The 24845-nt window shown below is 67.3% G+C and carries 22 protein-coding genes and 2 pseudogenes; 10 read left to right on the forward strand and 14 right to left on the reverse strand.

The features are described 5' to 3' along the window. Window positions 1-26: 26 nt before the first annotated feature. The 4 genes from M3330_RS13020 to M3330_RS13035 form a co-directional block, all read right to left on the reverse strand. Window positions 27-1004, reverse strand: a complete 978-nt coding sequence (locus M3330_RS13020; protein ID WP_064061720.1) for an arsenic resistance protein — start codon at window positions 1002-1004, stop codon at window positions 27-29. Between the two features lie 83 nt (window positions 1005-1087). Continuing rightward, window positions 1088-1855: a MerR family transcriptional regulator gene (locus tag M3330_RS13025; RefSeq protein ID WP_039586197.1), complete on the reverse strand. Its 768-nt coding sequence runs from the start codon at window positions 1853-1855 to the stop codon at window positions 1088-1090. Between the two features lie 60 nt (window positions 1856-1915). Further along, entirely contained in the window at window positions 1916-2233 is a 318-nt protein-coding gene (locus tag M3330_RS13030) for a hypothetical protein (protein WP_006554203.1), read from the reverse strand. Window positions 2234-2251: 18 nt separating this feature from the next. After that, window positions 2252-3139 (reverse strand): metalloregulator ArsR/SmtB family transcription factor, encoded by an 888-nt coding sequence (locus M3330_RS13035; RefSeq protein WP_064061719.1) that lies wholly within the window; start codon window positions 3137-3139, stop codon window positions 2252-2254. Window positions 3140-3239: 100 nt separating this feature from the next. Between M3330_RS13035 and M3330_RS13040 the strand changes: the two are divergent. Beyond that, a pseudogene (locus M3330_RS13040) lies at window positions 3240-4453 on the forward strand (NAD(P)-binding domain-containing protein). A gap of 176 nt (window positions 4454-4629) precedes the next feature. After that, the gene (locus M3330_RS13045; RefSeq protein ID WP_065996612.1) at window positions 4630-5013 is read left to right on the forward strand and encodes a hypothetical protein; all 384 of its coding nucleotides are present in this window, start codon (window positions 4630-4632) and stop codon (window positions 5011-5013) included. A 920-nt stretch (window positions 5014-5933) separates the two neighbouring features. On the opposite strand, the gene M3330_RS13050 is transcribed toward M3330_RS13045, so the two are convergent. From M3330_RS13050 to M3330_RS13065, 4 genes are all read right to left on the reverse strand, one after another. Next, window positions 5934-6911: a hypothetical protein gene (locus tag M3330_RS13050; protein ID WP_052040179.1), complete on the reverse strand. Its 978-nt coding sequence runs from the start codon at window positions 6909-6911 to the stop codon at window positions 5934-5936. After that, window positions 6908-7897, reverse strand: a complete 990-nt coding sequence (locus tag M3330_RS13055; RefSeq protein ID WP_006554208.1) for a hypothetical protein — start codon at window positions 7895-7897, stop codon at window positions 6908-6910. Before M3330_RS13055 ends, M3330_RS13050 begins: the two co-directional genes overlap by 4 nt. 651 nt (window positions 7898-8548) lie before the next feature. Then, a complete protein-coding gene (locus M3330_RS13060; protein ID WP_006554210.1) occupies window positions 8549-9805 on the reverse strand; it encodes an IS701 family transposase in 1257 nt (418 codons plus the stop codon). Window positions 9806-10599: 794 nt separating this feature from the next. Further along, entirely contained in the window at window positions 10600-12171 is a 1572-nt protein-coding gene (locus tag M3330_RS13065; RefSeq protein ID WP_255024913.1) for an FMN-binding glutamate synthase family protein, read from the reverse strand. A 122-nt stretch (window positions 12172-12293) separates the two neighbouring features. On the opposite strand from M3330_RS13065, the gene M3330_RS13070 reads away from it, so the two are divergent. Next, the gene (locus M3330_RS13070; protein ID WP_255024914.1) at window positions 12294-14669 is read left to right on the forward strand and encodes an FdhF/YdeP family oxidoreductase; all 2376 of its coding nucleotides are present in this window, start codon (window positions 12294-12296) and stop codon (window positions 14667-14669) included. Between the two features lie 7 nt (window positions 14670-14676). Here the strand turns inward: M3330_RS13070 and M3330_RS13075 are convergent, their stop codons facing one another. Then, window positions 14677-15675 (reverse strand): MBL fold metallo-hydrolase, encoded by a 999-nt coding sequence (locus tag M3330_RS13075; protein ID WP_037216366.1) that lies wholly within the window; start codon window positions 15673-15675, stop codon window positions 14677-14679. 98 nt (window positions 15676-15773) lie between these two features. On the opposite strand from M3330_RS13075, the gene M3330_RS13080 reads away from it, so the two are divergent. Both M3330_RS13080 and M3330_RS13085 read left to right on the forward strand, forming a co-directional pair. After that, complete coding sequence (locus M3330_RS13080; RefSeq protein WP_006553109.1) at window positions 15774-16253, forward strand: TspO/MBR family protein; 480 nt, start codon at window positions 15774-15776, stop codon at window positions 16251-16253. 512 nt (window positions 16254-16765) lie between these two features. After that, window positions 16766-17197 (forward strand): annotated as a pseudogene (locus M3330_RS13085) (carotenoid oxygenase family protein); the annotation flags it as partial. Here the strand turns inward: M3330_RS13085 and M3330_RS13090 are convergent. Next, on the reverse strand, window positions 17176-17367 hold the full coding sequence (locus M3330_RS13090) for a hypothetical protein (protein ID WP_255028904.1): 192 nt from the start codon (window positions 17365-17367) through the stop codon (window positions 17176-17178). The pseudogene M3330_RS13085 and the gene M3330_RS13090 overlap by 22 nt on opposite strands. Window positions 17368-17461: 94 nt before the next feature. Continuing rightward, window positions 17462-18745, reverse strand: a complete 1284-nt coding sequence (locus tag M3330_RS13095) for an APC family permease (RefSeq protein WP_006553112.1) — start codon at window positions 18743-18745, stop codon at window positions 17462-17464. Window positions 18746-18813: 68 nt separating this feature from the next. Between M3330_RS13095 and M3330_RS13100 the strand changes: the two genes are divergently transcribed. From M3330_RS13100 to M3330_RS13115, 4 genes are all read left to right on the forward strand, one after another. Then, entirely contained in the window at window positions 18814-19572 is a 759-nt protein-coding gene (locus M3330_RS13100) for an ArsR family transcriptional regulator (RefSeq protein WP_024102393.1), read from the forward strand. A gap of 13 nt (window positions 19573-19585) precedes the next feature. Next, the gene (locus M3330_RS13105) at window positions 19586-19972 is read left to right on the forward strand and encodes a VOC family protein (RefSeq protein WP_006553114.1); all 387 of its coding nucleotides are present in this window, start codon (window positions 19586-19588) and stop codon (window positions 19970-19972) included. A gap of 42 nt (window positions 19973-20014) precedes the next feature. After that, window positions 20015-20197 carry a hypothetical protein gene (locus tag M3330_RS13110; protein WP_006553115.1) on the forward strand — a complete coding sequence of 61 codons (183 nt, stop codon included), beginning with the start codon at window positions 20015-20017 and terminating at the stop codon, window positions 20195-20197. 79 nt (window positions 20198-20276) lie between these two features. After that, the gene (locus M3330_RS13115; RefSeq protein WP_033097489.1) at window positions 20277-21623 is read left to right on the forward strand and encodes a phosphotransferase family protein; all 1347 of its coding nucleotides are present in this window, start codon (window positions 20277-20279) and stop codon (window positions 21621-21623) included. A gap of 4 nt (window positions 21624-21627) precedes the next feature. Here M3330_RS13115 and M3330_RS13120 read toward each other — a convergent pair whose 3' ends face one another. From M3330_RS13120 to M3330_RS13130, 3 genes are read right to left on the reverse strand one after another with little or no spacing between them, the layout of a single operon-like run. Further along, window positions 21628-23244, reverse strand: a complete 1617-nt coding sequence (locus M3330_RS13120; RefSeq protein ID WP_016692584.1) for a cation acetate symporter — start codon at window positions 23242-23244, stop codon at window positions 21628-21630. Further along, window positions 23241-23615 carry a DUF485 domain-containing protein gene (locus M3330_RS13125; RefSeq protein ID WP_006553118.1) on the reverse strand — a complete coding sequence of 125 codons (375 nt, stop codon included), beginning with the start codon at window positions 23613-23615 and terminating at the stop codon, window positions 23241-23243. Before M3330_RS13125 ends, M3330_RS13120 begins: the two co-directional genes overlap by 4 nt. Continuing rightward, entirely contained in the window at window positions 23612-24109 is a 498-nt protein-coding gene (locus M3330_RS13130; protein WP_006553119.1) for a nuclear transport factor 2 family protein, read from the reverse strand. The genes M3330_RS13125 and M3330_RS13130 overlap by 4 nt, the downstream gene beginning before the upstream one ends. A gap of 125 nt (window positions 24110-24234) precedes the next feature. Here M3330_RS13130 and M3330_RS13135 point away from each other — a divergent pair, with 125 nt between their 5' ends. Further along, window positions 24235-24834 carry a TetR family transcriptional regulator gene (locus M3330_RS13135; RefSeq protein ID WP_019288842.1) on the forward strand — a complete coding sequence of 200 codons (600 nt, stop codon included), beginning with the start codon at window positions 24235-24237 and terminating at the stop codon, window positions 24832-24834. Window positions 24835-24845: the final 11 nt, after the last annotated feature.

Below are 24845 nucleotides of genomic sequence, written 5' to 3' on the forward strand. Positions count from 1 at the left end.
TGATCATCGACAGTGCGAGCGATGCCTCACGGCAGAGATGCTGTCGGTGTGTCGGGAACCATGCGTGGCACGAGCCGGACGTAGAGGACCATGCCGACGAGCTCGACCAGGGTTTGCGTGACGACGATGACGGGGGTCAGGGCATAGCCGGCCGGTAAGGCGAGCGCGAGCGGAAGTACCACGAGCGAATTGCGGGTGGCACCACTGAAGATCAACGCACGTGAGCGGCCGACGTCGAACCGGAACACTCGTGCCGCGATGAATCCGAGTCCGGCCATGAGAATCAAGAAGGCGGCGTAGACGGGGATGACCGTGCCGACGTGGTGGAGTTCGTCGCGAATTTTCGGGATCTGACCAGCCACGACGACGAACAGGGTTCCGGCCATCAGTGGAACCATCGCCGCGGTGAACGCGGTGGTGAGCACGACACCGACACGGCGCCGTGCAGCCAGGGCCTGCGTGACCCACGCCAGGGCGAGCGGTGCGACGATCAGGATGAGAAACGCCTCGAGGAACGGTGCGACGTCGACGATATCGGTGAGCTCTGATCCCATGAACAGCCACAACAGCAGCGGCAGTGCCGCCATCTGGGCGAACATCAGCAGCGGTGAGGCGGCAAGCAGTCGCCTGCTGTCACCTCCGGCGAGACCGGAGAACACGATGACGTAGTCGATGCAGGGCGTGAGCAGGGTCAGCAGGATGCCCAGCAGCACGGCCTGCGGGAATGTCACCACCAACGTCAGGGCGGCGACGACGAGCGGGACGACGACGAAATTGAGAACCAGGGCCGCGGTGAGGAACCGGCGGTCGCGGACGGCCTCGGCCAGTGTGGTGAACGGCACCTGCAGGAAGGTGGCGTAGAGCAGTGCCCCGAGCAGCGGGTAGATGCTCGCTTCGAACACCGACGAGGAATCCGGCAGGGTCAGTCCCACGACGGCGCCGGTCACCAGGGCACCGAGGTAGACGAGGATCTGGTGGCGTTCGAGCCACTGGGTCGCGGACATGCGCTGGTAGAGGCCTTTCGAGGCGGGTCGAGCGAGGCAGCAGTGGGGACCGGCTGTGAAAGCCAGGGATGTGGGACCGGTGGTCAGCGAGCAGGTGGGGCGCTCGTGCCGTCGCCGAACAACGCGCGCACCATTTCTGCAGCCGCTGCCGGTGCCCCCACGTCGAGGATCACTTCGGTACCGCGCAGATGCAGGTCGAATTCGTAGAACGGGCAGCAGTGCTGCTCGGCGGCGGCGAGTTCGGCGAGTGCACCGACTCGGTCGATGGGCAGGCGCAGTCGCACATCCGCCGGACCGGGTTCGCGGACAACGTCGACGAGTACCTGCTGCCACCGGTGCACACGTTCCCCGTGGTCGGCGGCGTCGAGGGAGCAGGCAATCGGCGGGTCGGCCGGCACGGTGATCGCCGCGCCAGGCGCAGCGAAAGGAGGGTCGACGACCTGGGTGCGGGGCTGCGGCGCAAGGAATCCGCAGCCGGCATCGCACGGCTCGGCGCGATCAGGCAGGTCGTCGAGCTGGGCAAGAGCATGCCGAAGCGTGTCGGTGAAGGCGGCGAGTTCCGCGGTCCGGGTGGCGGCCTCGTCCAGGCGAGCGGCCATCTTCGGGCGTAGCTGCGCACGGACCTCGGCGCAGGGATCGTGCTCCCACACCGCCAGTAGTTCGCGGATCTCACCCAAGGGGAGTCCCACGTGCTTGGCCGCCTGGATGAACGCAACGCGGTCGACATCCCGATCTCCGTAGACGCGATATCCACTGTCGGTGCGCCCCGCCGGGACCAGTCCTGCGGATTCGTAGAACCGCAAGGTGGTGGCCGGGACACCGGTGTGTTCGGCGAACTGGGAGATCAGCATCGTGCTCACTCCTCGACGGTAAACCTTCGAGTCGACTCGAAGGTCAAGCCCGACACCGGCTCAGCCCTGCCGACCTTCGACCCGGCGGAGCACGTCGATCAGCTCCGCGGTGCTCGGGGCGCCGCCGGGTCCGTCGGCGGTGCGGTAGACGCGGCAGGTCAACCCGACACCCTCGGTGGGACCGAACGGGTCGATCCCGTCGATGCGGATCGTCGGGGAGCCCGCGAAGGCGGCGCGCTCAGCAGCCTCCGGGGTCTCGATACGGCGCAGCCGGATCGGGGTGCCGGCGTTGCCGGTTGCGGCCAGGGCCTCGGCGAGGCGGTCGCGGGCGAGCTGCCAGTTCGGGCAGCCGTCGAAGTACAGCAGTTCGATATCCATGGCGGTCGGTCCCGTTCGTCAGTGGTTGTCAGCGGCGGGAACGGACTCGGAGCGGCGTTCGAGCAGTACCGTATCGCGCCACACCCCGGCGAGTTTGCCGATGCGTTCGCGCACACCGACGGTGCGAAACCCCGCCGAATGGTGCAGGGCGAGGCTGGGACGGTTCTCCGGGAAGATGGAGGTCTGCAGCGTCCACAGTCCGGCCTGATCGGCGGCGATGACCTGGGTACGCAGCAGCGCTTTGCCGACCCCGCGTCCGCGCATGCCGTCGCCGACGTACACCGAGTTCTCGGCCACCCCCCGGTAGCACTCGCGCCCCGACACCGGGCTCAACGCTGCCCAGCCGACCACCTGGCCCTCGATCTCGGCGACCCACCGATGCCCGGGCAGCCACTGGTCCTCGAGGACCTCGCGGGTGGGAACCTCGGTGGTGAACGTTGCGGTACCGGTGGCGATGCCCTCTCCGTAGATGCGGCGCACCGCCTCCCAATCGCGGTCGGCGAGCGGGCGCACGCTCACGTCGGCCGGGACGTCCTCGGGGCAGCACGGCCGTGCGGTGAGCACACCCATGACCGCGTCGGCGGCACTGGGTAGGTCGCTGCAGCAACTCGGGTTGACCATCACCACGGTGCTGGTGCCGTGTTTGCCGGTGGTGACGAAGCCGACGTCGGCGAGCTTGCGGACGTGATGGGAGATGGTGGGCTGGCCGATCCCGAGGATCTCGGCGAGTTCCCCGACGGTGATGCCGGCCGGGCGGGCGGCGACGTGGTGCAGCAGCCGCACCCGGGTGGGCTCGGCCAGGCAGGCGAACCACCCGGCGTAGGTGGCCGCGTCCTCGGGGCTCAGGGCGTCGATGTCCACCTCCGCGCCGGGGATGGCCGGGGTCGGCAGGCCGAGTGATGTCATACCCCCACTATATCGATCGGCATCGATGGCTGCATTCATCGATGCCCATCTATATTCTGGCGGCAGCTTAGATCGATACCCATCGATGAAAGGATCTGTTATGAGCGAGTTGCCCGTCGTCGTGGTGGGAGCCGGACCGATCGGCCTGGCCGCCGCCGCTCACCTGCGTGAAGGCGGCCTCGAGCCGCTGGTACTCGAGCGGGGTACCAGCGCCGGAGCCGCCATCACGCAGTGGCACAGCGTCCACACCTTCTCCCGCTGGGCCGAACTGATCGACCCCGCAGCCCGCGTCTCCTCGACACCACCGGCTGGAGCGCCCCCGGCGTCGACTCCTACCCCACCGGCCAGGACTGGGCCGGCCGGTACCTGACCCCGCTGGCCGACGCCCTCGGCGACGCGGTCCGGCTCGACCACCAGGTCATCGGCATCGCCCGCCGCGGCCGCGACCGGATCGTCGACGCCGGACGCGACACCGAACCGTTGTCGGTGCACGTACGCCACCGCGACGGCACCGAATCCCGCCTGCTCGCCCGCGCCGTGATCGACGCCTCGGTCACCTGGGACACCCCCAGCCCCCTCGGCGGTGAAGGACTGCCCGCCCTGGGCGAGCGCGCCGCCGCCGAGAAGATCACCTACCGCGTCCCGGACCTGGGCGAGGACGCGGTGCGCGCCCGCTACGCCGGCCGGCACACCGTCATCGCCGGTAGTGGCCACTCAACGCTCAATGCCATCGTCGCGCTGGCCGAACTCGCCCGCACCACCCCCGGCACCCGGCTGACCTGGGTGCTGCGCCGCGGCGACGTCGGGCTGCGCGCCAAGACGGCCGTCGACGCCGGACTCCTCGAGGTCGTCACCGGCTTCCGCACCGCCGCCGTCGAACCCACCACCGACGGTCAGCTCACGCTGGTCTCTGACACCGGCGCCCGCATCGACGCCGTCGGCGAGGTCATCGCCTCGACCGGGTTCCGCCCCGATCTGTCGTGGCTCTCGGAAATCCGCCTCGACCTCGACCCGGTCCTGCAGGCCCCGACCGCGCTGGCCCCGCTGATCGACCCAAACGTGCACTCCTGCGGCACCGTCTATCCGCACGGAGTCGCCGAGCTCTCCCACCCCGAACCCGGCTTCTACGTCGTCGGCATGAAGAGCTACGGCCGGGCCCCGACGTTCCTGGCGATGACCGGATACGAGCAGGTCCGCAGCATCGCCGCCGCCCTGGCCGGTGACCACGACGCCGCGGCCCGGGTCGAGCTGACCCTGCCCGACACCGGGGTGTGCGGCGGCGCCGGAGTCTTCGACGAATCGACCAATCCCTGATCCCCCGCTCCCAAGGCCATCACTCGTATCGCAGTCAGATGCGGCGCCGACGCATCGATGCCCGCCTCGTACATGTCGGTGACTGATCGAGCGCTGTGCGTGCGCCTGTAGCTTCCACCGCCGACCAGCTGTCCGAAGGAAACCTCCAAGTCCCGGTTCCCGGTTATCCGGAGATAGTGACCGAAAAGCCGGGTGAACTGATCCGGGGAAAGGCTGATCGCTATGTCGTTGTCGGCTACGTCGTGTCGTCCAGCCGTGCGAGCACCCGTGACAATTACATCGGCGCCCAGTGTGCCTGCGGCACTGGCCAACGCAGCCGCTCGATGGCGGTCGGCGATCGACAACTCATCGTGGCCAGCGGCTACCTCACCACGGTGATGGTCGAGCTGCGAGTAGACACCGAAGAAGTGTCCTGTGGCGCCCAGCACCTGGTCAACGCCAACAAACCCCTCCACCCCCACGACCGAGGAGTCACCCCTTCGGGGAGCCTCGTCCACGGTAGTGAAGTGAAAGCGGTACCACCGGTCGATGCCGAGAGCATTCATCCAATCGGATGGTGAATCGTCGTCGTTCTGAACGACAAGGCAGGACTCGATCTCGCTCCTCGTCAAGAGCGCTACCAGCGCCTCCACCGAGGATTGTTCGAGGGTGCCAGTGTCAACGAGAACTCTGATCTGACGAGTCGCCGGTTGTAGGGGATACAGCGGAACGCTCTCGCGTCCAGGAGAACTGACAGGTGGTCGAACGTAGCGGACGAAACGATGATTGGGGAGACCCCGGGGCACAATCAGCGGCACGATATTAGATTCGCATCTCCTGGCCCCGGGACCATCCAGCGACATCGCCGTCGGCGGCACATCACGTGAATAATCTGTGATCACCTGGTGTAAGTCGCTGGACCTGGCACCTGACGTAAGTGTCGATACTGATGGTGACAGTCCGGAGGCACGGGAGTGTCCGAGCGGGCGGGGATGTCGTCCCCATATCGTGCCGCCGCCGGTTGATGTCGGTGTCTGGTTCACCGGCTCCACGACCGTACCGACAAGGCGTTGCAGAAGCTCGCGGTGCCGGCCGGATGCTGCGCGAGGCAGGTGGGCAATGGGCTACGCCGCCGCAGCGTGCTGGCACGAAGTGGACGGGGAAGGGATCGGGTGCATTCGGTCGCCTCTCGGCGAAAGGCGCAACACGGCTCCAGCCGAACGGAACTCCGTGAAGGCAAAGGGTTGAGCCCGGGGGACACGGAAACGCACCCGATCCGGACAGTGCAACGCGCCCCTGCCTCCGGCTATTCCCGGCGCGAGTTGTCGTGGGCACGATAGCGTGAACTGCACCAGTGGCTCGGACCCAGGCTTTCTGATCCGCGTCGATACCGATGCGTGCAGTGCGTGCGATGCGTGCACGCATCGCGAGCCATGCATGCACCGTGGGTCGCGGACAGCGTGCGAGGTCTGGGGCTCCTCTCGAACAAGGAATGCCGGGCTTACAGCTCCAGGTCGGGGCCAGCCTGGGGACTGTGGTCGGGTGGCTCCGGCTGGGCCGGGGTCGTACTACCGCCGGGTGTACCGGGCTTCGAGCGTGGTGGGTGACCGGACACGGCGGCGCGCAGAGCCGACAGCAACGCCTCCTGTCCGCTGGGATCACGAGCGATCTGCTGCGCGGTGCCGGTGTCGCTTGGCGGTCGGGCCGTGTGGGGGTCGACCACGTAGCGGCGAATGAGACCGGACAGACGCGCCGGGGCGATAGTCAGTCCGTCGATGCGCTGGCCGCGGTCGAGCATGGCGACCAGCTCGTGCAGAGCCCGGGCTGCGTCCTTGCGGGCACCGGTACGGGCGGTGTGCAGCTTCCAAGCGGGAAACCGGTCTCGGTGTTCATGGGTGATCGACAACAGGGTGCACAGGTCGGCGACATCCTTGGCGGCGAGGCGGCTGCGCCAGGCGAGCGCCTTGAGCACCACCGCCTGCTCGACGCCGGGCACCGGCACCCCGAAACGCACGGTCTCGCCGGTCGTCAGGCGTGCCCGCACCCGCACCCGAATCGGGTCGGCGGCCAGCGCGAGGGTCAGACCGGGAATGGCGTCGAAGCCGCGCCCGGCGTACTCGACGCGTTCGATCCGGCGACCACCGGTGCCGGGAACCAGGAGATCAACCGACAGGGGAGTGCCGTCCCCGGAGGGTGCCTCGTAGTGGTTGCCGGTCACCAGCCGATAACCACGGGCAAGTAGCGCGGTGTGGAAGGTGGCGTCGGCCGCGGCGACAGGGTCCATGCCTGCATCGGCGTCGGCGGTGACCCGGGCAGCGGTGTCGGTGGGGTAGAGGCGACCGAGCAGGTGCACCATGTGCCCGCCGACGACCCGATAGTTGGCCCCGGCCGTGGCCGCGGCGAGATCGGCCAACGCCCGCAGGCCGCGGTCGGCGGCATTCGACGCGGCGAGGATCTCCACCTCGGTCGTATCAGTCACAGAGCAGCCTTCTGACGGATCGTGGCGAGCACATGATCGGCGGCTTCGGCGGCATCAGCGCCACCGGTGCGCAGCACATCGCCCGCAGTGATCAGCGGATCGGCCAACAGCACTGGCTCGCTGATCTCCGCGGTGCGCCACAGGGTCGGATCGGCGGGGACCTGCACGGCCATGGTGTGTTCGGCCTCGGTGGCGGGACTGAAGCCCGCGGCGGCGAGGTCGACGAACCGATCGGTGTAGAGCATCGCCCGGGTCGGCAGCCGCCATGGGGCGTACACATCGGCCGCGGCATCGCCGCTGACCAACACTGCCACATCCTGCCGGGCGCAGAAGTCAACAACGGCGGTGGCCTGGGCAATCACTGGATCCAGGCCGTACCAGTAGGTCACGGCGCCACCGGGACCGGGATAGCCGGCCAGATAGTCCGCGAGCAACTCCTCGGGGGATGCGGCGAACCAGCCGTGCTCGGTGCGCCGCGCCGCCTGTAGCTGTTTGAGGGCGAATGAGACTGCCTGCTGGGAGACCTCCAGTGTCTCGGCGAGCCGGTGTTGGGTTTGCGCCCTATCCGAGAGCAGCAGGACCCGGGCCAGAGCCCAGCGCACCCAGGGTTTGCGGCCCCGGGCAGCAGATGCGGCAGGGGATGTAGGGGTTGCGTTTTCGGTCACGTCGTAGCGCGCGCCGGCGAATACGAGTAGGTCTTCGTCCACGGCGATGAGATCGATTTCGCCGTTTGTCGCGAGAGTGCGCAGATGCGCCGTGGCGTGTGGGGTTACCACGAGCACGCGCCGGGCTGGGCCCGGTTCGGCGAGCAGCCGGGCGAGGACCGTGGGGGTGGGTGGCCGCCGGGATATGCGCACCCGGGTCGGCAATTCCCGGCCGTCGGGCAGAGTCAGGTCCCAGGCGTCGAGGGAACCGGAGACAAGGCGGATGCCGGCACGACGCAGCAGCGCGATCGCGCCGGAGAGAAGCTGTGATGTTTCGGCCATGCTCGTCCCCTCGACGTGTACAAGCTTAGATGAGAAATCCTACTTTATCTTGTATTAGCTGCTAGAGCGTATAAGAATGTCGAAGTTCGCCCGGTCGCTGGTCGACTGGAGGCACGAGCGGGCACCGAACGGTGGAGCGGCTCGGCGCCGGCGTGCCTAACGTGACGGTGTCCGGTTCTGGTCCACCCTTCCGTGACGATCCAGCGGCGGGGTCGGTATCACCGGTTGTCGGGGTGAGACGGTCGCCGGGTCCCGATCCAGTGAATACCGTCGGGGCCAGGCGAATACGGGTGCGGCAGGTAGCTGGGACAGAACTCGCCGGTGTGCCAGGCGCTCGCGACTGTCTCCGGATCGTCGGGTGCGAAACCTGCTCGGATTGTGGGCAGGTGTTCGCGCCAACCGACCAGGCCGGAGTCATCGCGACCCCATACCCGCACCACCAACGTCATGACCGAATCCGCCCAGCTCAGCCGTTCGATCTCGTACACCCCAGTGTCCCAGGATCGTGCCGACAGATGTCTGGTCAGCGCGGACAAAAAGCGCATATCCTAGTAGTACTTTGTTAGGTTGGGAAGGTGTGATGGCAGGTCGGGCAGGTACCGATCCAATAGGCCAGTGTGCGTTGGAGTTCGCGCACAATGCCGTAGAGGGTCAGTCCCGCCCGATCGCTTTTGGGTCGGTCAGCCGCAGGGTGGTGAGAAACAGGTGTGCGGCGGTGACGAGGATGACGTGGTGGTGCCAGCCGAGCCAGGAGCGGCCCTCGAAGTGGTCGAGTCCGAGACCGGTTTTCAGTTCCCGGTAGTCGTGTTCGATGCGCCAGCGGATCTTGGCCAGGCGCACCAACTCTGACAGCGGGGTGTCCTCGGGCAGGGTGGCCAGCCAGAAGTCGGTGGGCTGCGCCGCGCCCGCCGGCCATTCGGCGAGCAGCCACGCCTGCGGCAGGGTTCCATCCTCGTCGCGGGGAATGGTGCGGTTCGCGGGGCGGATCCGCAGCGCCACGAACCGTGAGCGCATCACCGCGGTCGGGTTGCCCGGACCGGTCTTGGTTCCGCGGCGCCAGGTGACCTCGGTCAGCGCGCCTACTCCGGCCGCCAGAACGAGATCCCTGCAGGTCACGGCCGGTGGGTAGCGTCGGGTCGGAGGCCGCCCGCGCCCGGAGTACGCGGCGGCGGCCGGGACTGCATCGGCGGGGTGCGCGAGGGTGGCGCCCTTGACCGCCACGACATAGACCAGATCGCGGTCGGTCAGGCCCTGCCGGAAGGTCGCCGAGTCGCCGTAGCCGGCGTCGGCGACGATCACCGGCGGGATCCGGCCCCACGCGATCAGCTCGTCGAGCATCTCGAGAGCCATCACCGCCTTGGTGCGATAGCGCTCCTCGGTCGGGATCGCGTTGCGTCGCCGGCGAGCGGTGATCGCCGAGGCCGTCTCCGGATCGTCGCACCGCTGATCGTCCCAGCTCTCAGGCAGATACAGCCGCCAATCCAAGGGTGCGGACGCGGTATCGGTGGCGGCGTGCACACTGACCGCGACCTGGCAGTTTCCGACCTTGCCGAGGGTGCCCGAATACTGCCGGGCCACACACGGCGAGGCGTCACCGTCCTTGGCGAATCCGGTGTCGTCGATCACCCACGCATCCGGGGAGATCAAATCACACGCTTTGCGGGACAGTGTTTTCCGGACCGGTACCGGATCCCACGGTGAGGTGGTGACGAACTGCTGCAGGCGTTGGTGATCGATCCCGAGGCGGTCGGCCATCGGCTGCATCGACTTGCGGCGCCCGTCGAGCATCAACCCTCGCGCATATACCCCGGCCGTTGCTCGCTGGTCCTTGCGTTTGAGCGAGGAGAACACCTCGCCGATGAACGCATCGAGACGTTCACCGACATCGGTCAGGGCTGCGGCATCCACCTGGTTATCGTCTCGGACATCTCGCCGAATCTCGAGGCCTCACACCAGGAAGTGGTGAACCTAACAAAGTCCTACTAGTCCGCTTGTTCGAAGTCACCGTGCCGGACGGTCGGCAGTTCCTCACCGACGTCGCTGGTGCTGTAGTACTCGTGGCGACCGTTGTTTCCGGTGCCTCGGTTCCGGTCCATGGCCGAAGTCTGCCAGGCGGAATTGCCAGGATCCCTACCCTGAGTCGCAGTGTCGCACCATCACACACAGTGGTCCAGAACCCGGTTTCCGACCCCACAGAGGATCCCCGGTAGCAACTCGCACGTGCCAGCGGGCTTGACGGCCTCTCGACGTGGCGTCCTTCGGATCGCAGGATGGCGCTGATTGGCGGGGTCACCCTTGCGCAGTTCCGCCACTGCGATAAATCATGGATAACCCCGATTATCCATCAAGTTCCGGTGGGTAAATGCGGTCTACGAGGAGGGGCCGTCGCTGATGCGCTTCGACGAGTACTGCGGGCCGGCCGGCGCGTCCTCGGTGGCATACCGCCACCCAGATGGTTCTGTCGTCGCCGCGAATCAGGGGCCACCTGCGAGGCACACGTCCGCCCGACTGCGGCGCCAGTCGACGTCCGCCCAGGGCGCAGACATCCGGTAGCTGGGGAGCCCTGGCGCGCCGACAGGCTGTGCGATCGGATCGGTCGCTGGAGCACCGTCATCCGCAGTAAGAGGGCGAGCAAAGTTGCTAGTTAACATAACGAGGCATTATCGGCCGCATCGCTTTGTCGATCTTTTGACCACAGGTGATTACGACGTAGCCGTCGACTCCTCCGTCCCACCCGGTGTCGTCACCGCTTCCACGGTCATCAGACGCGTGATCTCCTCCCGGTCCGCCTGCGACGGCAGTCCCCACCCGTCTCGGTAGCCGTACAGCTCCCGCAGGGTGACGGCGCGTCGATTGCCGTCGGCGATCTCGATGTCGTCGACAGTGATGAGGCCGGGATGCGCCACACCCGTGGCCTGCGCGATCTTGAACACGTCGCGGCGGAGGGCTTCGATGTAGTCGGCGACGCGGTCGGCCTTGGTCGGGACGTCGAGTCCTCGGGTGAGCCAACGGTTCTGCGTCGCCACGCCGGTGGGGCACCGGTCGGTATGGCATTTCTGCGCCTGGATGCATCCGATCGAGAACATCGGTTCGCGGGCGACGTTGACCATGTCGCATCCGAGCGCCATCGCCACCACCGCGTTGTCGGGCAGGCCGAGTTTGCCGGCACCGATGAAGGTGACGTCGTCGGTCAAGCCGGCTTCGGCGAATGTCGCGTAGACCCGCGCGAAGCCGCTGCGGAACGGAAGCGATACGGCGTCGGCGAACACCAATGGTGCAGCGCCGGTTCCACCTTCGCCGCCGTCGATGGTGACGAAGTCGACTCCGCGGTCGGTCTCGCTCATCTGGCGTGTGAGTTCGTCCCAGAAGGTCGTGTCGCCCACGGCGGACTTGATCCCCACGGGAAGTCCCGTTTCGGCTGCGAGCAGTTCGACCCAGTCGAGCAGGCTGTCGATGTCGTGGAACTCCGTGTGCCGCGACGGGCTCACGCAGTCCTTGCCGACGGGGATTCCACGGACCTCGGCGATCTCCGGGGTGACCTTGGCTCCGGGTAGCAATCCGCCCAGTCCGGGCTTGGCGCCTTGGCTGAGTTTGATCTCCAGGGCACGCACGGGTGCCGATTCGACGACCCGCTTCAGTCGTGCGAGGTCGAAGTGTCCGTCCTCGTCGCGGCACCCGAAATAGCCGGTGCCGATCTGGAAGATCAATTCTCCGCCGTTGCGGTGGTACGTCGTCAGGCCGCCTTCACCGGTGTTCTGCAGGCATCCGGCCGTCCCGGCACCCCGGTTGAGTGCTTCCACGGCGGCACCGGACAGCGAACCGAAGCTCATCGCCGAGATGTTGACGAACGACTCGGGACGGAAGGCACGGGTACGTCCCCGGGCAGCGCCGAGCACCTTCGCGGACGGGAGCGACACCTTGTCGCCCCCGTGAGGGGCACTCGACGGCGGCAGGTCCGAGAACGTGCGGTGCTTGATGATCGTGTACCCGTCGGTGTACTCGATGTCGTTGTCGCTGCCGAATCCGAAGGTGTTGGTGACGTTCTTCGACGAAGCGTATATCCACCGGCGCTGATCGCGGTTGAACGGCCGTTCCTCGTTGTTGTTCGTCGTGATGTACTGCCGCAGTTCGGGTCCCAGCGACTCCAGCAGATAGCGACCGTGCCCGAGAATCGGGAAGTTGCGTAGCAGCGAATGTCGCTTCTGCACAAGATCGTAGGCACCGACAGCGGCCGCCGCAGCGGCCGGGATTCCGAGCATTTTCGACCGTCCCATTTCCCGAGAGTACGTCCGGGTGGGGCTGCGCGATGCGGGTCCGGGCGTAATCGCCGACCCGTTTCGGCAGGCGGCGGACCGGGGTACTCCTCGGCAAACCGTGCGTGGGGAGAGGTGATCGAATGCGGAACCGTGACCGGCGGGCCGACTACGACGAAGGCGACCTCGAGGTCGAAGACCGGAAGAAGGCCGCAGCGGGTGTCACCGGCGTCGCCGTGGCGGTGAAGCGATCCCTCGAGCAGATGGGGCTGGTGCGTTCGGTCGAGGCACTGCTCGAGTTGAACCAGGCCGAAGGGTTCGACTGCCCGAGTTGCGCGTGGCCCGATCCCGACCCCGGTCATCGCAAGATCGCCGAGTTCTGCGAGAACGGCGCCAAGGCCGTCGCCGAGGAGGGCACCAAGCGACGTGCCGACCCGAGCTTCTTCGCCAGGTACAGCATCGCGGAACTGGCCGAGCACAGCGAGCTGTGGCTCGGCAAGCAGGGCCGCATCACGCATCCGATGGTCAAGCGGCCCGGCGCCACGCACTACACCCCGATCGAGTGGGACGAGGCCTTCACCCTCATCGGTGAACAGCTGAAGTCGCTGGACAGCCCCGATCAGGCCACCTTCTACACGTCCGGACGGGCATCGAACGAAGCGGCCTTCGTGTACCAGCTGTTCGCGCGGGCGTTCGGGACCAACAATCTGCCCGACTGCTCGAACATGTGCCACGAGTCCACGAGCATCGCGCTGCAGGAGTCGATCGGCATCGGCAAGGCCAGCGTCACGCTCGACGATGTGCACCACGCCGAGCTGATCATCCTGCAGGGGCAGAACCCCGGCACCAACCACCCGCGCATGCTCACCGCACTCGAAGAGGCCAAGCAGAACGGCGCGAAGATCCTGACGATCAACCCGCTGCGCGAAGCGGGGCTGGTCAACTTCCGGAACCCGCAGACACCGCGCGGCGTGCTCGGTCGGGGAACGGATCTGTCCGACCTGCATCTGTCGATCAAGGTGAATGGCGACCTCGCGCTGCTGCAGGCGTTCGGGTCGCTGCTCGTCGAATGGGACGCGCTCGACCACGACTTCGTGCAGAGCCGCACCCGGGGATTCGACGAATGGGTCGAACACGTCCGGGACATCGACTGGGGCGAGGTGGTCGCCGCGACCGGCCTGTCGCGTCAGCAGATCACCGAGGCCGCGCAGATGCTGCGACGCTCGAAGGCAACGGTCTTCTGCTGGGCCATGGGCCTGACTCAACACCGCAACGCGGTCGCGACCATCAAGGAGATCTGCAATCTCGCATTCGCGCAGGGCAACATCGGTAAGCGCGGCGCCGGCCTCATGCCCGTGCGCGGACACTCGAACGTCCAGGGCGACCGCACGATGGGGATCTGGGAACGCGCGCCGCAGAGTTTCCTCGACGCGGTCGAGAAGGAGTTCGGTTTCGATCCTCCTCGTGAGAACGGTTACGACACGGTCGATTCGATCAAGGCGATGCGCGACGGCAAGGTGCGGTTCTTCCTCGGCCTCGGCGGCAACTTCGTGCAGGCGGCACCCGACACCGCTGTCACCGCGGAGGCGATGGCAGGTATCGACATGACGGTGCACATCTCGACGAAACCCAATCGTTCCCATCTGGTCTGCGGCAGAACGGCATTGATCCTCCCGGCGCTCGGGCGTACCGACAAGGACGTCCAGGCCTCGGGACCGCAGTTCGTGTCGGTCGAGGACACGACGTGCGCGGTCCACGCCTCCCGAGGACCGCTGAAACCGCCCGGCGGGCACGTGCGTTCGGAGGTCGCGATCATCACGGGCATCGCCGAGGCCACGCTCGGCGACCGCTACGGGATCGACTGGAAGGCGATGCGCGACGACTACGCGAACATCCGCTCGCGCATCTCCCGCGTCGTCCCGGGTTGTGAAGGGTACGAGGTCAACGTCCGGCGTCCGGGAGGATTCATCCTGCCGCATCCGCCCCGCGACACCCGAATCTTCGAGACAGATTCGGGTAAGGCGGAATTCGCCGTCTCGCCGGTAGAAGTGGTTCAGGTCCCGCCGGGGCATCTGTTGCTGCAGACGATGCGCAGCCACGACCAGTTCAACACCACCATCTACGGCCTCAGCGACCGCTACCGCGGCATCGAGGGCGGCCGTCGCGTCGTGTTCATGCACCGGGACGACATCGCCGCACTGGGTTTCGACGACGGAGACTTCGTCGACCTGTTCACACGATGGGACGGCGACGACCGCGAACGGTGCGCCACGAGGTTCCGGATCGTCGAGTACGACCTGCCGAGGGGAAGTGCGGCCGCCTACTATCCGGAGACCAACCCTCTCGTCCCGCTCGATTCGACTGCACTGAAGAGCAACTGCCCCACCTACAAGTCGATCGTGATCTCCCTGACGCCCGCCGGAAGTCGCGACGACGAGTGCCCGGATGTGCTCGGAACCGCGCCCGCGGGATCGGACTGGTCGCACAAGACGACCCCGGAGCCGAAGCACCTGTCCTGACCGTCGGTCAGGACGCCTCGAATGCTCCTTCGCGCAGCAGTGTTTCGGCCGTCACGAAGGCCGCAGCGCGTCGCCTCACGGTGGGCGGTGCCGGTGGGTTGCCGTTCCACTGGTCGAACAGGGTGCTCAGGCTCAGTGCGATGCGCTCCGGCGACTCCCAGTGACGCCACGCATCGAAATCTTTCGTGAGCAAGAGTTTCCGTGCTGTTTCGAGCGGGGTGAGTCCGGCCCGGTGATGATCCTGGGCGGCATCGCGCAGCCACAGCCAGTAGTCGCGCAGTGCTCGGATCTCCGCCGCACCGCAGGTCGGTCCGTGTCCGGGCACGTACACCGCGGCGTCCCAGCCGAGCAGACGGTCGAGCGCCGACAACCAGTTGTCGAGCGGGCCGTGCCACAGGATCGGCGTCGACCCGATGAACAGCAGGTCGCCGGTGAAGACGACCCCGGCATCGGCCACGCGGACGACGAGGTCGCCGGCCGTGTGGCACGGTCCGAGTTGCTCGAGTTCGATCGTGCGACCACCGATGTCCAGTGAGGTGGCGGTCGCGAAGGTCGTGTCGGGCATCCGCGGGGTGCGGCGCGGGAATCGGGCACCGCCGCGGACCCGCGCCATGTAGGCACCGGCCGCACCGATGGGGCCGGGGACGCGCCGGATCAGGGAGCCCGTGCCGGCCAGCACGGTGAGGGCGCGCGGTGGAAGATCCTCGCGCATCCCGTCCAGTGCGGCGGCGCTGGTGGTGATCCGCGCGTCGGGCGGCAGCGTGTCGTTGCCCCACCAGTGGTCACCGTCGCTGTGGGTGTTCACCGCGTCGGTGATCGGAGCATCGGCGACCAGCGGTGCCTGCGCCTCGGCGATGCGCTGCGCCCATGCGACGTCCCATGCGGTATCGACGACCAGCGACGCCGTTCCCGGTGCGACGACCAACCCGGTGTTGGCCTCACCCCAACCGCCCGGGGTGCGCACGAACGCCCAGACCCCGTCACCGACCTGCTGCAATCCACTCATGTCGACCTCCCGGCCCGCCACCCTACCGAGGTGTCCGTTTCGTGCGCCTTCGGCTCGGGTAGCCGACGATCAACCGTCATCCACAGGAGCCGACAGACATGAGACTCAGTACCGTTCTCGCGACCGCCGCTGCCACCACGACCACCGCGATCGTCGGATCGATCGCCTCCCAGGACACGGACTCCCGGTGGTACCGCAAGTTGCGCAAGCCCGGTTTCCAGCCTCCGGCCGCGGCGTTCCCGATCGTCTGGACGGCGCTGTATGCCGATATCGCTGTCACCTCGGCCGTCGCGATCGACGAGTACACCGACGCCGACGACTACGCGGGTCGTCGCAACTACATCGCGGCTCTGGCTACGAATCTCGTTCTCAACGCGTCGTGGTCGTGGGTGTTCTTCAAGTGGCATCGGTTGATGCCTGCCACTGTGGTCGCCGCCCTACTCGCCGCCAGTACCGCAGATCTGACCCGCCGGACGGCCGAGGCGAATCCGGCTGCGGGGGCCGCGCTGGCTCCGTACTCGGCGTGGACGGCGTTCGCTACGCTGCTGACCGGACGGATCGCGCAGCTCAACCGCTGATCCGCGTGAGTCAGGACGGTAGATCGCGTTCGTGACATACGCGGCGACGTCGGCGTGGGTCATGTGCCGGGCGGGGAGAGCAACTGGCTGAAGACCACGCCCACCATGAATTCCACTGCTGTCTCCGGGGTCGGCCCGAGGTGCGCAGCCAGGGGGTGGGCCGGTGATGTGCTTCAGTGCCCCCTCGGTGACGATGTCGACCAGTGTGCTGCCCTTTCGGAGCGGATGAGCCACGGTTCGTCGGCGAATCGCAGGCGACCGAGGACAAGTTGTTCGAGAGTGTCGAGCTCGTGGTTCACGATGACGCCCAGCAGATGGCCCTTCGATGCGTACCGGCGATAGATGGTTGGACCGTGGTGGTCGGCTGCACGGGCCCGCGACGATCCCGATTCCCGAGCTCGGATTCGTCCACGACTTCGCGCTGACCGATCGGCACATGGTGTTCGTGCTGGGACCCTGCTGGTTCGGAATCCCGTCCCGGTTGCACTGGGGTTGCGCCCTTCGACGATGCGTTGTCGTACCGACCGGAACTCGGCACCACCATCGTCCTGGTGTCGCGGGACGGTGGTGACCCGGCGACCTTCGAACACGACGCGCTGTTCCACTTTCACGTCACCAACGCCCACGAGGCCGGCGATCGCACCGTCGTCGAACTCGTCGCGCACGATCCGGCCGGCGGCTGGGAAGGGTAGAACGGTCACCTGCGCAACTATCGGGGCGATGCCGGACCGGCCTTCGGCGGCACGCTCACTCGGCTGACCGTCGACCGCAGGGCCCGCCGCATCACCGCCACCGCGCTCGACGATCACGGATGCGAATTCCCTCGACTCGACCCGCGGTTCGCCACCACCGAACATCGCTACAGCTACACCGCGTCGGCATCGGTCCCGGGAGGGGATCCCGACTCGGTCACCATGATCGATCACCGTACGGGCACGACGAACCGGTACACGGCCGAGGCCGGCACCACCGTCTGTGAACCTCTGTTCGCACCGGCAGCGACGCCGAGGGCGGCGGCTGATCGCTGACGCTCGAACACCAGCCTGCGCGCAGGGGCAGCAGGCTTCTCGTCCTGCGCGCCGACCGACCGGTCGCGGCGGTGATCCTGCAGCACTACGTGCCGATGACCTCCCACGGCGCGTTTCGGCCCGACAGTGGCGCTACCTCCGACCGGCGGTAGGCCGATGGGCATCTCATTCCTGACGGATCTACCGTTGCGGTTCAACCGGTTCCGGCTGGGACCTGAAGCGCCGACGTGTGGCGTAGATCAGCGCGCCCACTGCGATCACGGCCGTACCGGTGAGCACCGATGAGCCGGGCAGCGTGAACGCCAGGGTCAGGCATCCGGCCAGCCCGAGTGAAGCGATGATGCGCCCGCGTCGCCCGCCCGGAAGCGTCCAGGCGGAGGCGTTGGCGACGGCGTAGTAGACCAGCACCCCGAACGACGAGAATCCGATCGCGGCACGGACATCTGCGGTTGCGGCGACGACCGCGACGATCACTCCGACAGCGAGTTCGGCTCGATGTGGCACCGCGAACCGGGGGTGCACCGCGGCCAGCGCGTGCGGCAGATGCCGGTCCCGTGCCATCGCGAAGGTGGTGCGCGACACTCCCAGCACCAGGGCGAGCAGTGAACCCAGAGCGGCAACGACGGCCCCGGCGCGCACCACCGGCTCCAACCACTCGACCCCGGCCGCGGTCACCACACTCGACAACGGTGCAGTCGCTTCGGCCAGCGTGCGAGGGCCCAGTACCAGCAGCGCGACCGAAGCGACCGCCAGATAGACGAGCAGGGTGACGCCCAGTGCCATCGAGATCGCGCGCGGTATCGTGCGCGCCGGTTCGCGTACCTCCTCGCCGAGGGTGGCGATCCGCGCGTACCCGGCGAAGGCGAAGAACAACAACCCGCCCGCCTGCAGCACCCCGCCCACGGTGATGTCGGTGCCGAACCCGAGTCGGGCCACCTCGGTGGAGCCGGAGGTAGACCCTGCGACAACCACCGCGGCGAGTACAGCCAGCACGATCGCCACGATGATCCGGGTCGCCAGTGCCGACTTCTGGACACCGCGATAGTTCACCGCCGTGAGCAACACGACCGCGGCGACCGCAACCGCGTGCGCCTGCTCGGGCCAAATGTAGAGGCCGACGGTCAACGCCATGGCCGCGCACGAGGCGGTCTTGCCGACCACGAAACACCAGCCTGCCAGATATCCCCAGAACTCGCCGAGCCGTTCGCGTCCGTACACATATGTGCCACCGGAGACCGGGTACCGTGCCGCCAGCCGTCCCGACGAGGACGCATTGCAGTACGCCACGATTGCCGCCACCGCGAGCCCGATCAGCAGGCCCGACCCCGCAGCTCCGGCTGCGGGCGCCAGGGCCACGAAGATCCCCGCCCCGAGCATCGATCCGAGGCCGATCACGACTGCGTCGGCCGCCCCGAGGCGCCGTTGTAACCCCTCGGGCGTGCCCGTCCCTGTCGTCTCCGACATCACGGCTCCTTCGCGCGCATCCAAATTGAATCAAAATGATTTGATGTATCTGGTGCTATCATCGGGTGATGAAGTCGGTGCGTCAACCTGTCCCGGCCTTCGTGCAGTTGGCCGCCCACCCGGTGCGGTGGCAGCTGCTCGCGGCGCTGTCCGGCGGCGACTATCGGGTCCGGGAGATGGTGTCACTGGTCGGGGAGCCGCAGAACCTCGTCTCCTATCACCTCCGCCTGCTCCGCGACGGCGGGCTGGTGCGGGTTTCCCGCAGCAGCTTCGACGGCCGCGACAGCTACTACCACCTCGACCTCGACCGGTGCACCGAGATGCTGGCCGGCGTAGGTGCCGCACTGCATCCGGGGTTGGGGTGCAACCGCCCGCCTGTGACGTTCACATCCGAGACGCCCTCACCGGTGCTGTTCGTGTGCACAGGCAACAGTGCGCGCTCCGCAATCGCGGAAGCTCTGCTCCGGCAGCGCACCGGCGGGACCGTCGACACGACCAGCGCAGGCACCTGCCCGAAACGGAACATGCACCCGAACACGGTGCGGGTGCTGCGAGAAGAATTCGGGATCGACATCGCCGACCGACATCCCCGCCACCTCGACAGCCTCGCCGGCCGCCGGTTCGGCACGGTGATCACCTTGTGCGACAAGGCCCGCGAGGTATGCCCCGAATTCGACGGCGAGACTCGCCGGATCCACTGGAGTATCCCCGACCCGGCGGCGGCCGGCGGTGCCGACGAAGAGACCTATCCGGCCTTCCGTGTCATCGCGGCCGAGATCGACACCCGCATCCGATATCTGTGCGAAACCCATGCCGTCACAACATGACCAGGAGCAACCGATGACCACTACCGACGAATACGTCAGCGTCCGATACCTCGTCGACGACGTGCCCGCGGCCGTCGCCTTCTACACCCGTTATCTCGGCTTCACCGTGCTCACCCACCCCGCGCCCGCTTTCGCCGATGTGATCAGGGGTTCGCTGCGGCTGCTGCTGTCCGGGCCGGCGAGTTCCGGGGCCCGCGCCACCCCCGAGGAGTTCGTCGGTCCGGGCCGTAACCGGATCCACCTCGTCGTCGACGACCTCGACGCCGAGATCGCTCGCCTGCGTGGTGCCGGCATAGAACTCCGAAGCGATGTGGTGACCGGTCCGGGCGGTCGTCAGATCCTGCTCGCCGACCCCGCCGGCAATCCGATCGAACTGTTCCAGCCGGCGGCCGACAGATGACCGACCCCGAAGCGCCGACCCGCGATGGGTGATGATGGAGGCATGCTGGAAACACCCGTCGTCATCGGTATCGGATCCATCTGCGTGGGGTTCGTCTTCTTCATGCTCGCCGCGACGGGGACGCGATCACGCTGGGACAAGAAGATCACGATCACGCTGTTCGCGCTCGCCATCGTCTTCATGACGATCATCCCGGTGATCGGCGCGGTGGGGTTCGCGGCCTGACCCTCCACGGCCGAAGTACTCGCACACCGCGGATCACCGTGGGAGTATCCACCGCAGGAAACCGAACAGGGAGGTCGCGGTGGGTGGCGTCAGCGGTGAATTGAAAGACGAACTGACGAAGCGTCTTTCGTCGGTACTCGACGGCAGTTGGACGCTGCGGCGCATCGAACGGCTCACCGGTGGTGCGAGCCGCGAGACCTGGGCGATCACCGCGGTGTCGGCCACCGGCGACACCCGGGAGTTGATCCTGCGCCGCGACCCGCCAGGACGCGAGGACGCACGCAGGATCGCAATGGAAGCGGCGTCCTTCGACGAGGCCGCCCGCATCGGCGTGCCCGTGCCCGACGTGATCGACCGCAGCGGCGACGAACCGCACCCCGGGATCGGCGCCTACCTCGTGATGTCGAAGGTGCCCGGCGAGGCACTGCCGCAGAAGTTGTTGCGCGACGAGAATCTGGCCGAGGTCCGCGCCGCACTGCCCTACGAACTCGGACGCATCCTCGCCCGGATCCACCGCATGGACATCGAGGCCGTACCGAACCTGCCCGAACACGACCCGCTGACCTCCCTGTTCGACGAGTACCTCACCAACGGCAACCCCGTGCCGACGCTCGAGGCCGCGTTCGCCTGGCTCCTCCGCAACCGTCCACCGGCGACCGGGAAAGCGTTCGTGCACGGCGACTTCCGCAACGGGAACCTCCTCGTCGACGCGGAGGGCGTGCGCGGGGTGCTCGATTGGGAACTGGCGCACGTCGGTGACCCGATGGAGGACCTCGGGTGGCTGTGCACCCGGACCTGGCGTTTCGGTTCGCCGCATCCGGTGGGCGGATTCGGTTCCCGCGACGACCTGTTCCGCGGGTACGCCGACGAATCGGGCGAGAGTCCCGACCCCGAGGTCCTCCACTGGTGGGAGGTCTACGGCTCGCTGCGGTGGGCGGTGATCTGCCGGATGCAGGCCGCCGCAGCGGCGACGGGAGGCGACAACACCCTCGAACTGCTCGCCATCGGCCGGCGCGTCGCCGAGTGCGAACACGACCTGCTGGACCTGCTCGACGTCCCTCCCCACGACGAGACGGAGACTCCGCCCGCCACCCCACAGTTCCTGGGAGCACCGCCCGTCGAGGAGCTGCTCGGGGCAGTGCGCGAGTTCGTCCTGGAGGTCGGGGCGGGCGCCGATGCGAAGACCCGCTACCGCAGCCGGGTGGCGGCGCACGTTCTCGGCATCGCCGCACGGGAGGCCCTCTTCGCCCCGGCGGTGCGGGAGACCTATCGGGTGCGGCTCGCCGGGCTCGGCTACCGCTCCGAAGCCGAACTCGCCCTCGGTGTGCGTGCAGGACGAGATCACCTCGACGACCCGCAGGTCGCCGAGGTGATCAGGGGGTTGGCCGCGAACCGGCTGAAGGTCGCGAACCCGAAATATCGCTGACGGATCAGTGCGTGGCGGCGACCTCCGCGCCGATGCCGGTCTCCGCGCGCACCAGCATCTCCGCGAACTTCTCGTCCTCGAGGCGGCCTCGTCCCCGACGCTTCTCGCCGACGATCGATCCGATCACGCACGCGGCAATGCCGAGCGGCATGGTGACGATCACCGGGAGCTGGATGGTCAGGGGAGCGGGGCCGCTGCCCATCCACAGGGCCTCGGTGAACATCAGGCTCACGACCGTCGAGACGAGACCGGTGAGCACACCCCAGACCGCGCCGGTGGCGTTGAAGCGCCGCCAGTTCAGACTCAGCACGAGAGCGGGCAGATGCGCACTGCCGGCCACCATGAACGCCATGCCCATGAAGAAGGTGATGTTGGTGTCGTCGCCGATGAGCATGGCCAGGCCGATGGCGAGGACGCTGAAGGACACGGCCCCGTACCGGGCGATGCGGGCCTGGGCCTGGTCCTCCCGGGCCTGCTCGTCCGCGTCGAGATTCTCGATCGGTTCCTTCCGCGTGACCGCCGGCCACACGTCGCGGGCGAAGGTGCCGGCCGCGGAGATCACGACACCGGCGACCACTGCGACGATGGACGCGAAGGCGACCGCGGCGACGAGTGCGAGCGCGATGGACCCACCGACCGTGCCGGCTCCGCCACCGAGTTCGGTGACGAGGACGGGTGCCGCAAGGTTGCCACCGGGCCCGACGAGATCGGTGCCGTTCGGTCCGAGCACGGCCGCGGCGCCGAAGCCCATCACGATGACGATCAGATAGAACAGGCTGCACAGCGCGACGGTCCAGCCGAGCGAGCGACGTGCCGTCGTGGCCTCGGGGACGGTGAAGAACCGGATGAGGATGTGCGCCATTCCGGCGGTGCCCAGGGCGAACGCGAGCGCGTAGGAGACGAGGTTGATCGCGCTGGTCTGGCCGAAGATCAGGCCGGGGGACAGGATCGCGTCGCCCGCGACGGCGTTGTCGGTTGCGGCGTCGAGGACTTTCGGGAATGCGAACCCGAACTGCGCCAGGATGCCGAAGCACACGATGATCGCGAGCACCGACAGGATCGTCGACTTGATGACCTGCACCCAGGTGGTGGCGAGCATGCCCCCCACGAAGACGTAGATGCCCATGAGCGATCCGGCGACCACCACCGACAGCCAGAACGGGATGCCCGAGACGGATTCGAGGAGCACACCCGCGGCGACGAGCTGGGCGAGCAGCACGAAGGTGCCGGTGGCGATCGTGCTCAGCGCGACCGCGACCCGCACGTTCCGCGAGTCGGTGCGGAAGACGAGGACGTCGGCGAGGGTGTACTTGCCGAGATTGCGCATCTTCTCCGCGAGGAGGAACAGCACCGGCAGGAACGAGATGACGGACGTGAACAGGATGACGGTGCCGTCGACGCCCTTGGAGAAGATCAGACCGGTGGTGCCGAGGAAGCTACCGGCGGAGATGAATTCGCCCGCGATGGCGAATCCGTTCTGCCAACTCGAGATCGAGCGACCTGCGGCGAAGAATCCGTCGGCGCTCTTCGCGCGCCGGGATGCAGCGAAGGTCACCCATAGGGTCAGGGAGATGACGGCGCTGCAGATCGCGATGGCGAGATAATCGGCGTCACCGGTCATGATGCGACCTCCTCGGATGCGGGACGGTTCCGTTCGACGGCCACCACGGCGTCGTCGACGGCGGGGCCGATGTAGGTGCGGGAGAGACGGAAGTACGCCCAGACCAGCACCCAGGTTCCGGCGAACTGGGAGAACACCACCCACAGCGACAGCGGGATGCCGAGGACGACGGTGGCGCCGAGTTGGTCGGGGAACCCGATGAAGGCGACGAGGAAGGACGTGAACAGCACGACGGTAATGCCACCGAGCGTGTTGGTCACGCGGGCGCGTCGGCGACGCAACTCGGCGATCTCGGGAAGACGGAGCATCCGCGTCCAGACGAGCTCGTCCTCCGGGGACGAGGTGGGGACGCCGTTCACGGTGTCGGTCATGCCCGCACCGCCGCGCCGCGGGCGCTGTCGAGCGCGAACAGGTTCTCGTCCCACCCGGCCTCGAGCGGTCCGAAGAAGTGGAAACGCACCTGCTTGACCTTGTATAGCCAGCGGCCGTCGACCTTGACGACCTCGTCGTTGTAGCGACCGGCCGCGATCGCGGGGGTGCCGTCAGTGACGCACGGCTGCCACAGGAACGAGCGCACGGTGGCGCGGTCACCGTCGAGGTCGATCTCGAGGTTCGTGATGAAGTGCCAGAAGGAGGTCAGGCCGCCGTCGGCGAGTCCCGCGAAGAAGGTGCGCATCTCCTCCTTTCCTTGCGGGTGGGACAGGCCGTCGAACTCGCCGTCATCGGTGAACAGCTCCATGAGCGCGTCCCAGTTGCCGTCGTCGAGGTGGCGGCAGTACTGCGCATCGAGCTTCCGGATCGCCTCGAGGTCTTCGAGGTGGGTGATGCGGTCGAGCAGGGACGGTCCGGGATGGGGACTGGACACAGCAGATCCTCCGTTGTGCGTTTTATTAACGTCCGTTCATGTGAGCTGGACCATAACAAGCGTGCGCATGCCCGTCAACGGGAAGGTTCTTGCTGGTCGGCGCGATGTGTGCCTACTGTGCAGGGATGAACAGCCGGTCGAACGGAGCGTCCTCGTCCATTCGGGAACGGATTCTCGAGACCGCGCTCGACGAGTTCTACGAGTGCGGATTCCACGGGGCGACGATGCGCAATATCGCCAACGCCGCAGGTTGCAGCGCTGCCAACGTCTACAACCACTTCGAGAACAAGTCGGAACTGCTCGTGGAAATTCTCCGCCGCGCGAGTGACGAGCAGTTCACGGCGACCCGCAACGCGCTGCGCAAGGTCGGTGACGATCCGGCCGAGCGGTGGCGCGCGGCGGTCGCGGCCCACGCGCTGTACACCGCGCGGAATCCGCGGGCCTGCCTGGTGGCGAATTCGGAACTGCGGTATCTCGGCCCGCTCGACCGCAAGCGCGTGGTGGGCTCACGCGACGCGCAGGAACAACTCTTCGTCGATATCGCGGAAGGCGGTGTGGAGCAGGGACTTTTCACGATCGAACGAGTGCATCAAGGGGTCACCGCGGTGCTGACGATGTGCGCCGGCATCCCCCTCTGGTTCCGGGAGAGCGGACCCCTCTCGGCACAGGAGGTCGCCGACGATTTCGCCGGATACGCGCTCAATCTGGTCGGATATTCGCGCTGAACCGTTGACGG

This window comes from Rhodococcus sp. GA1 (assembly GCF_024321955.1).
GTDB lineage: Bacteria > Actinomycetota > Actinomycetes > Mycobacteriales > Mycobacteriaceae > Rhodococcus > Rhodococcus pyridinivorans.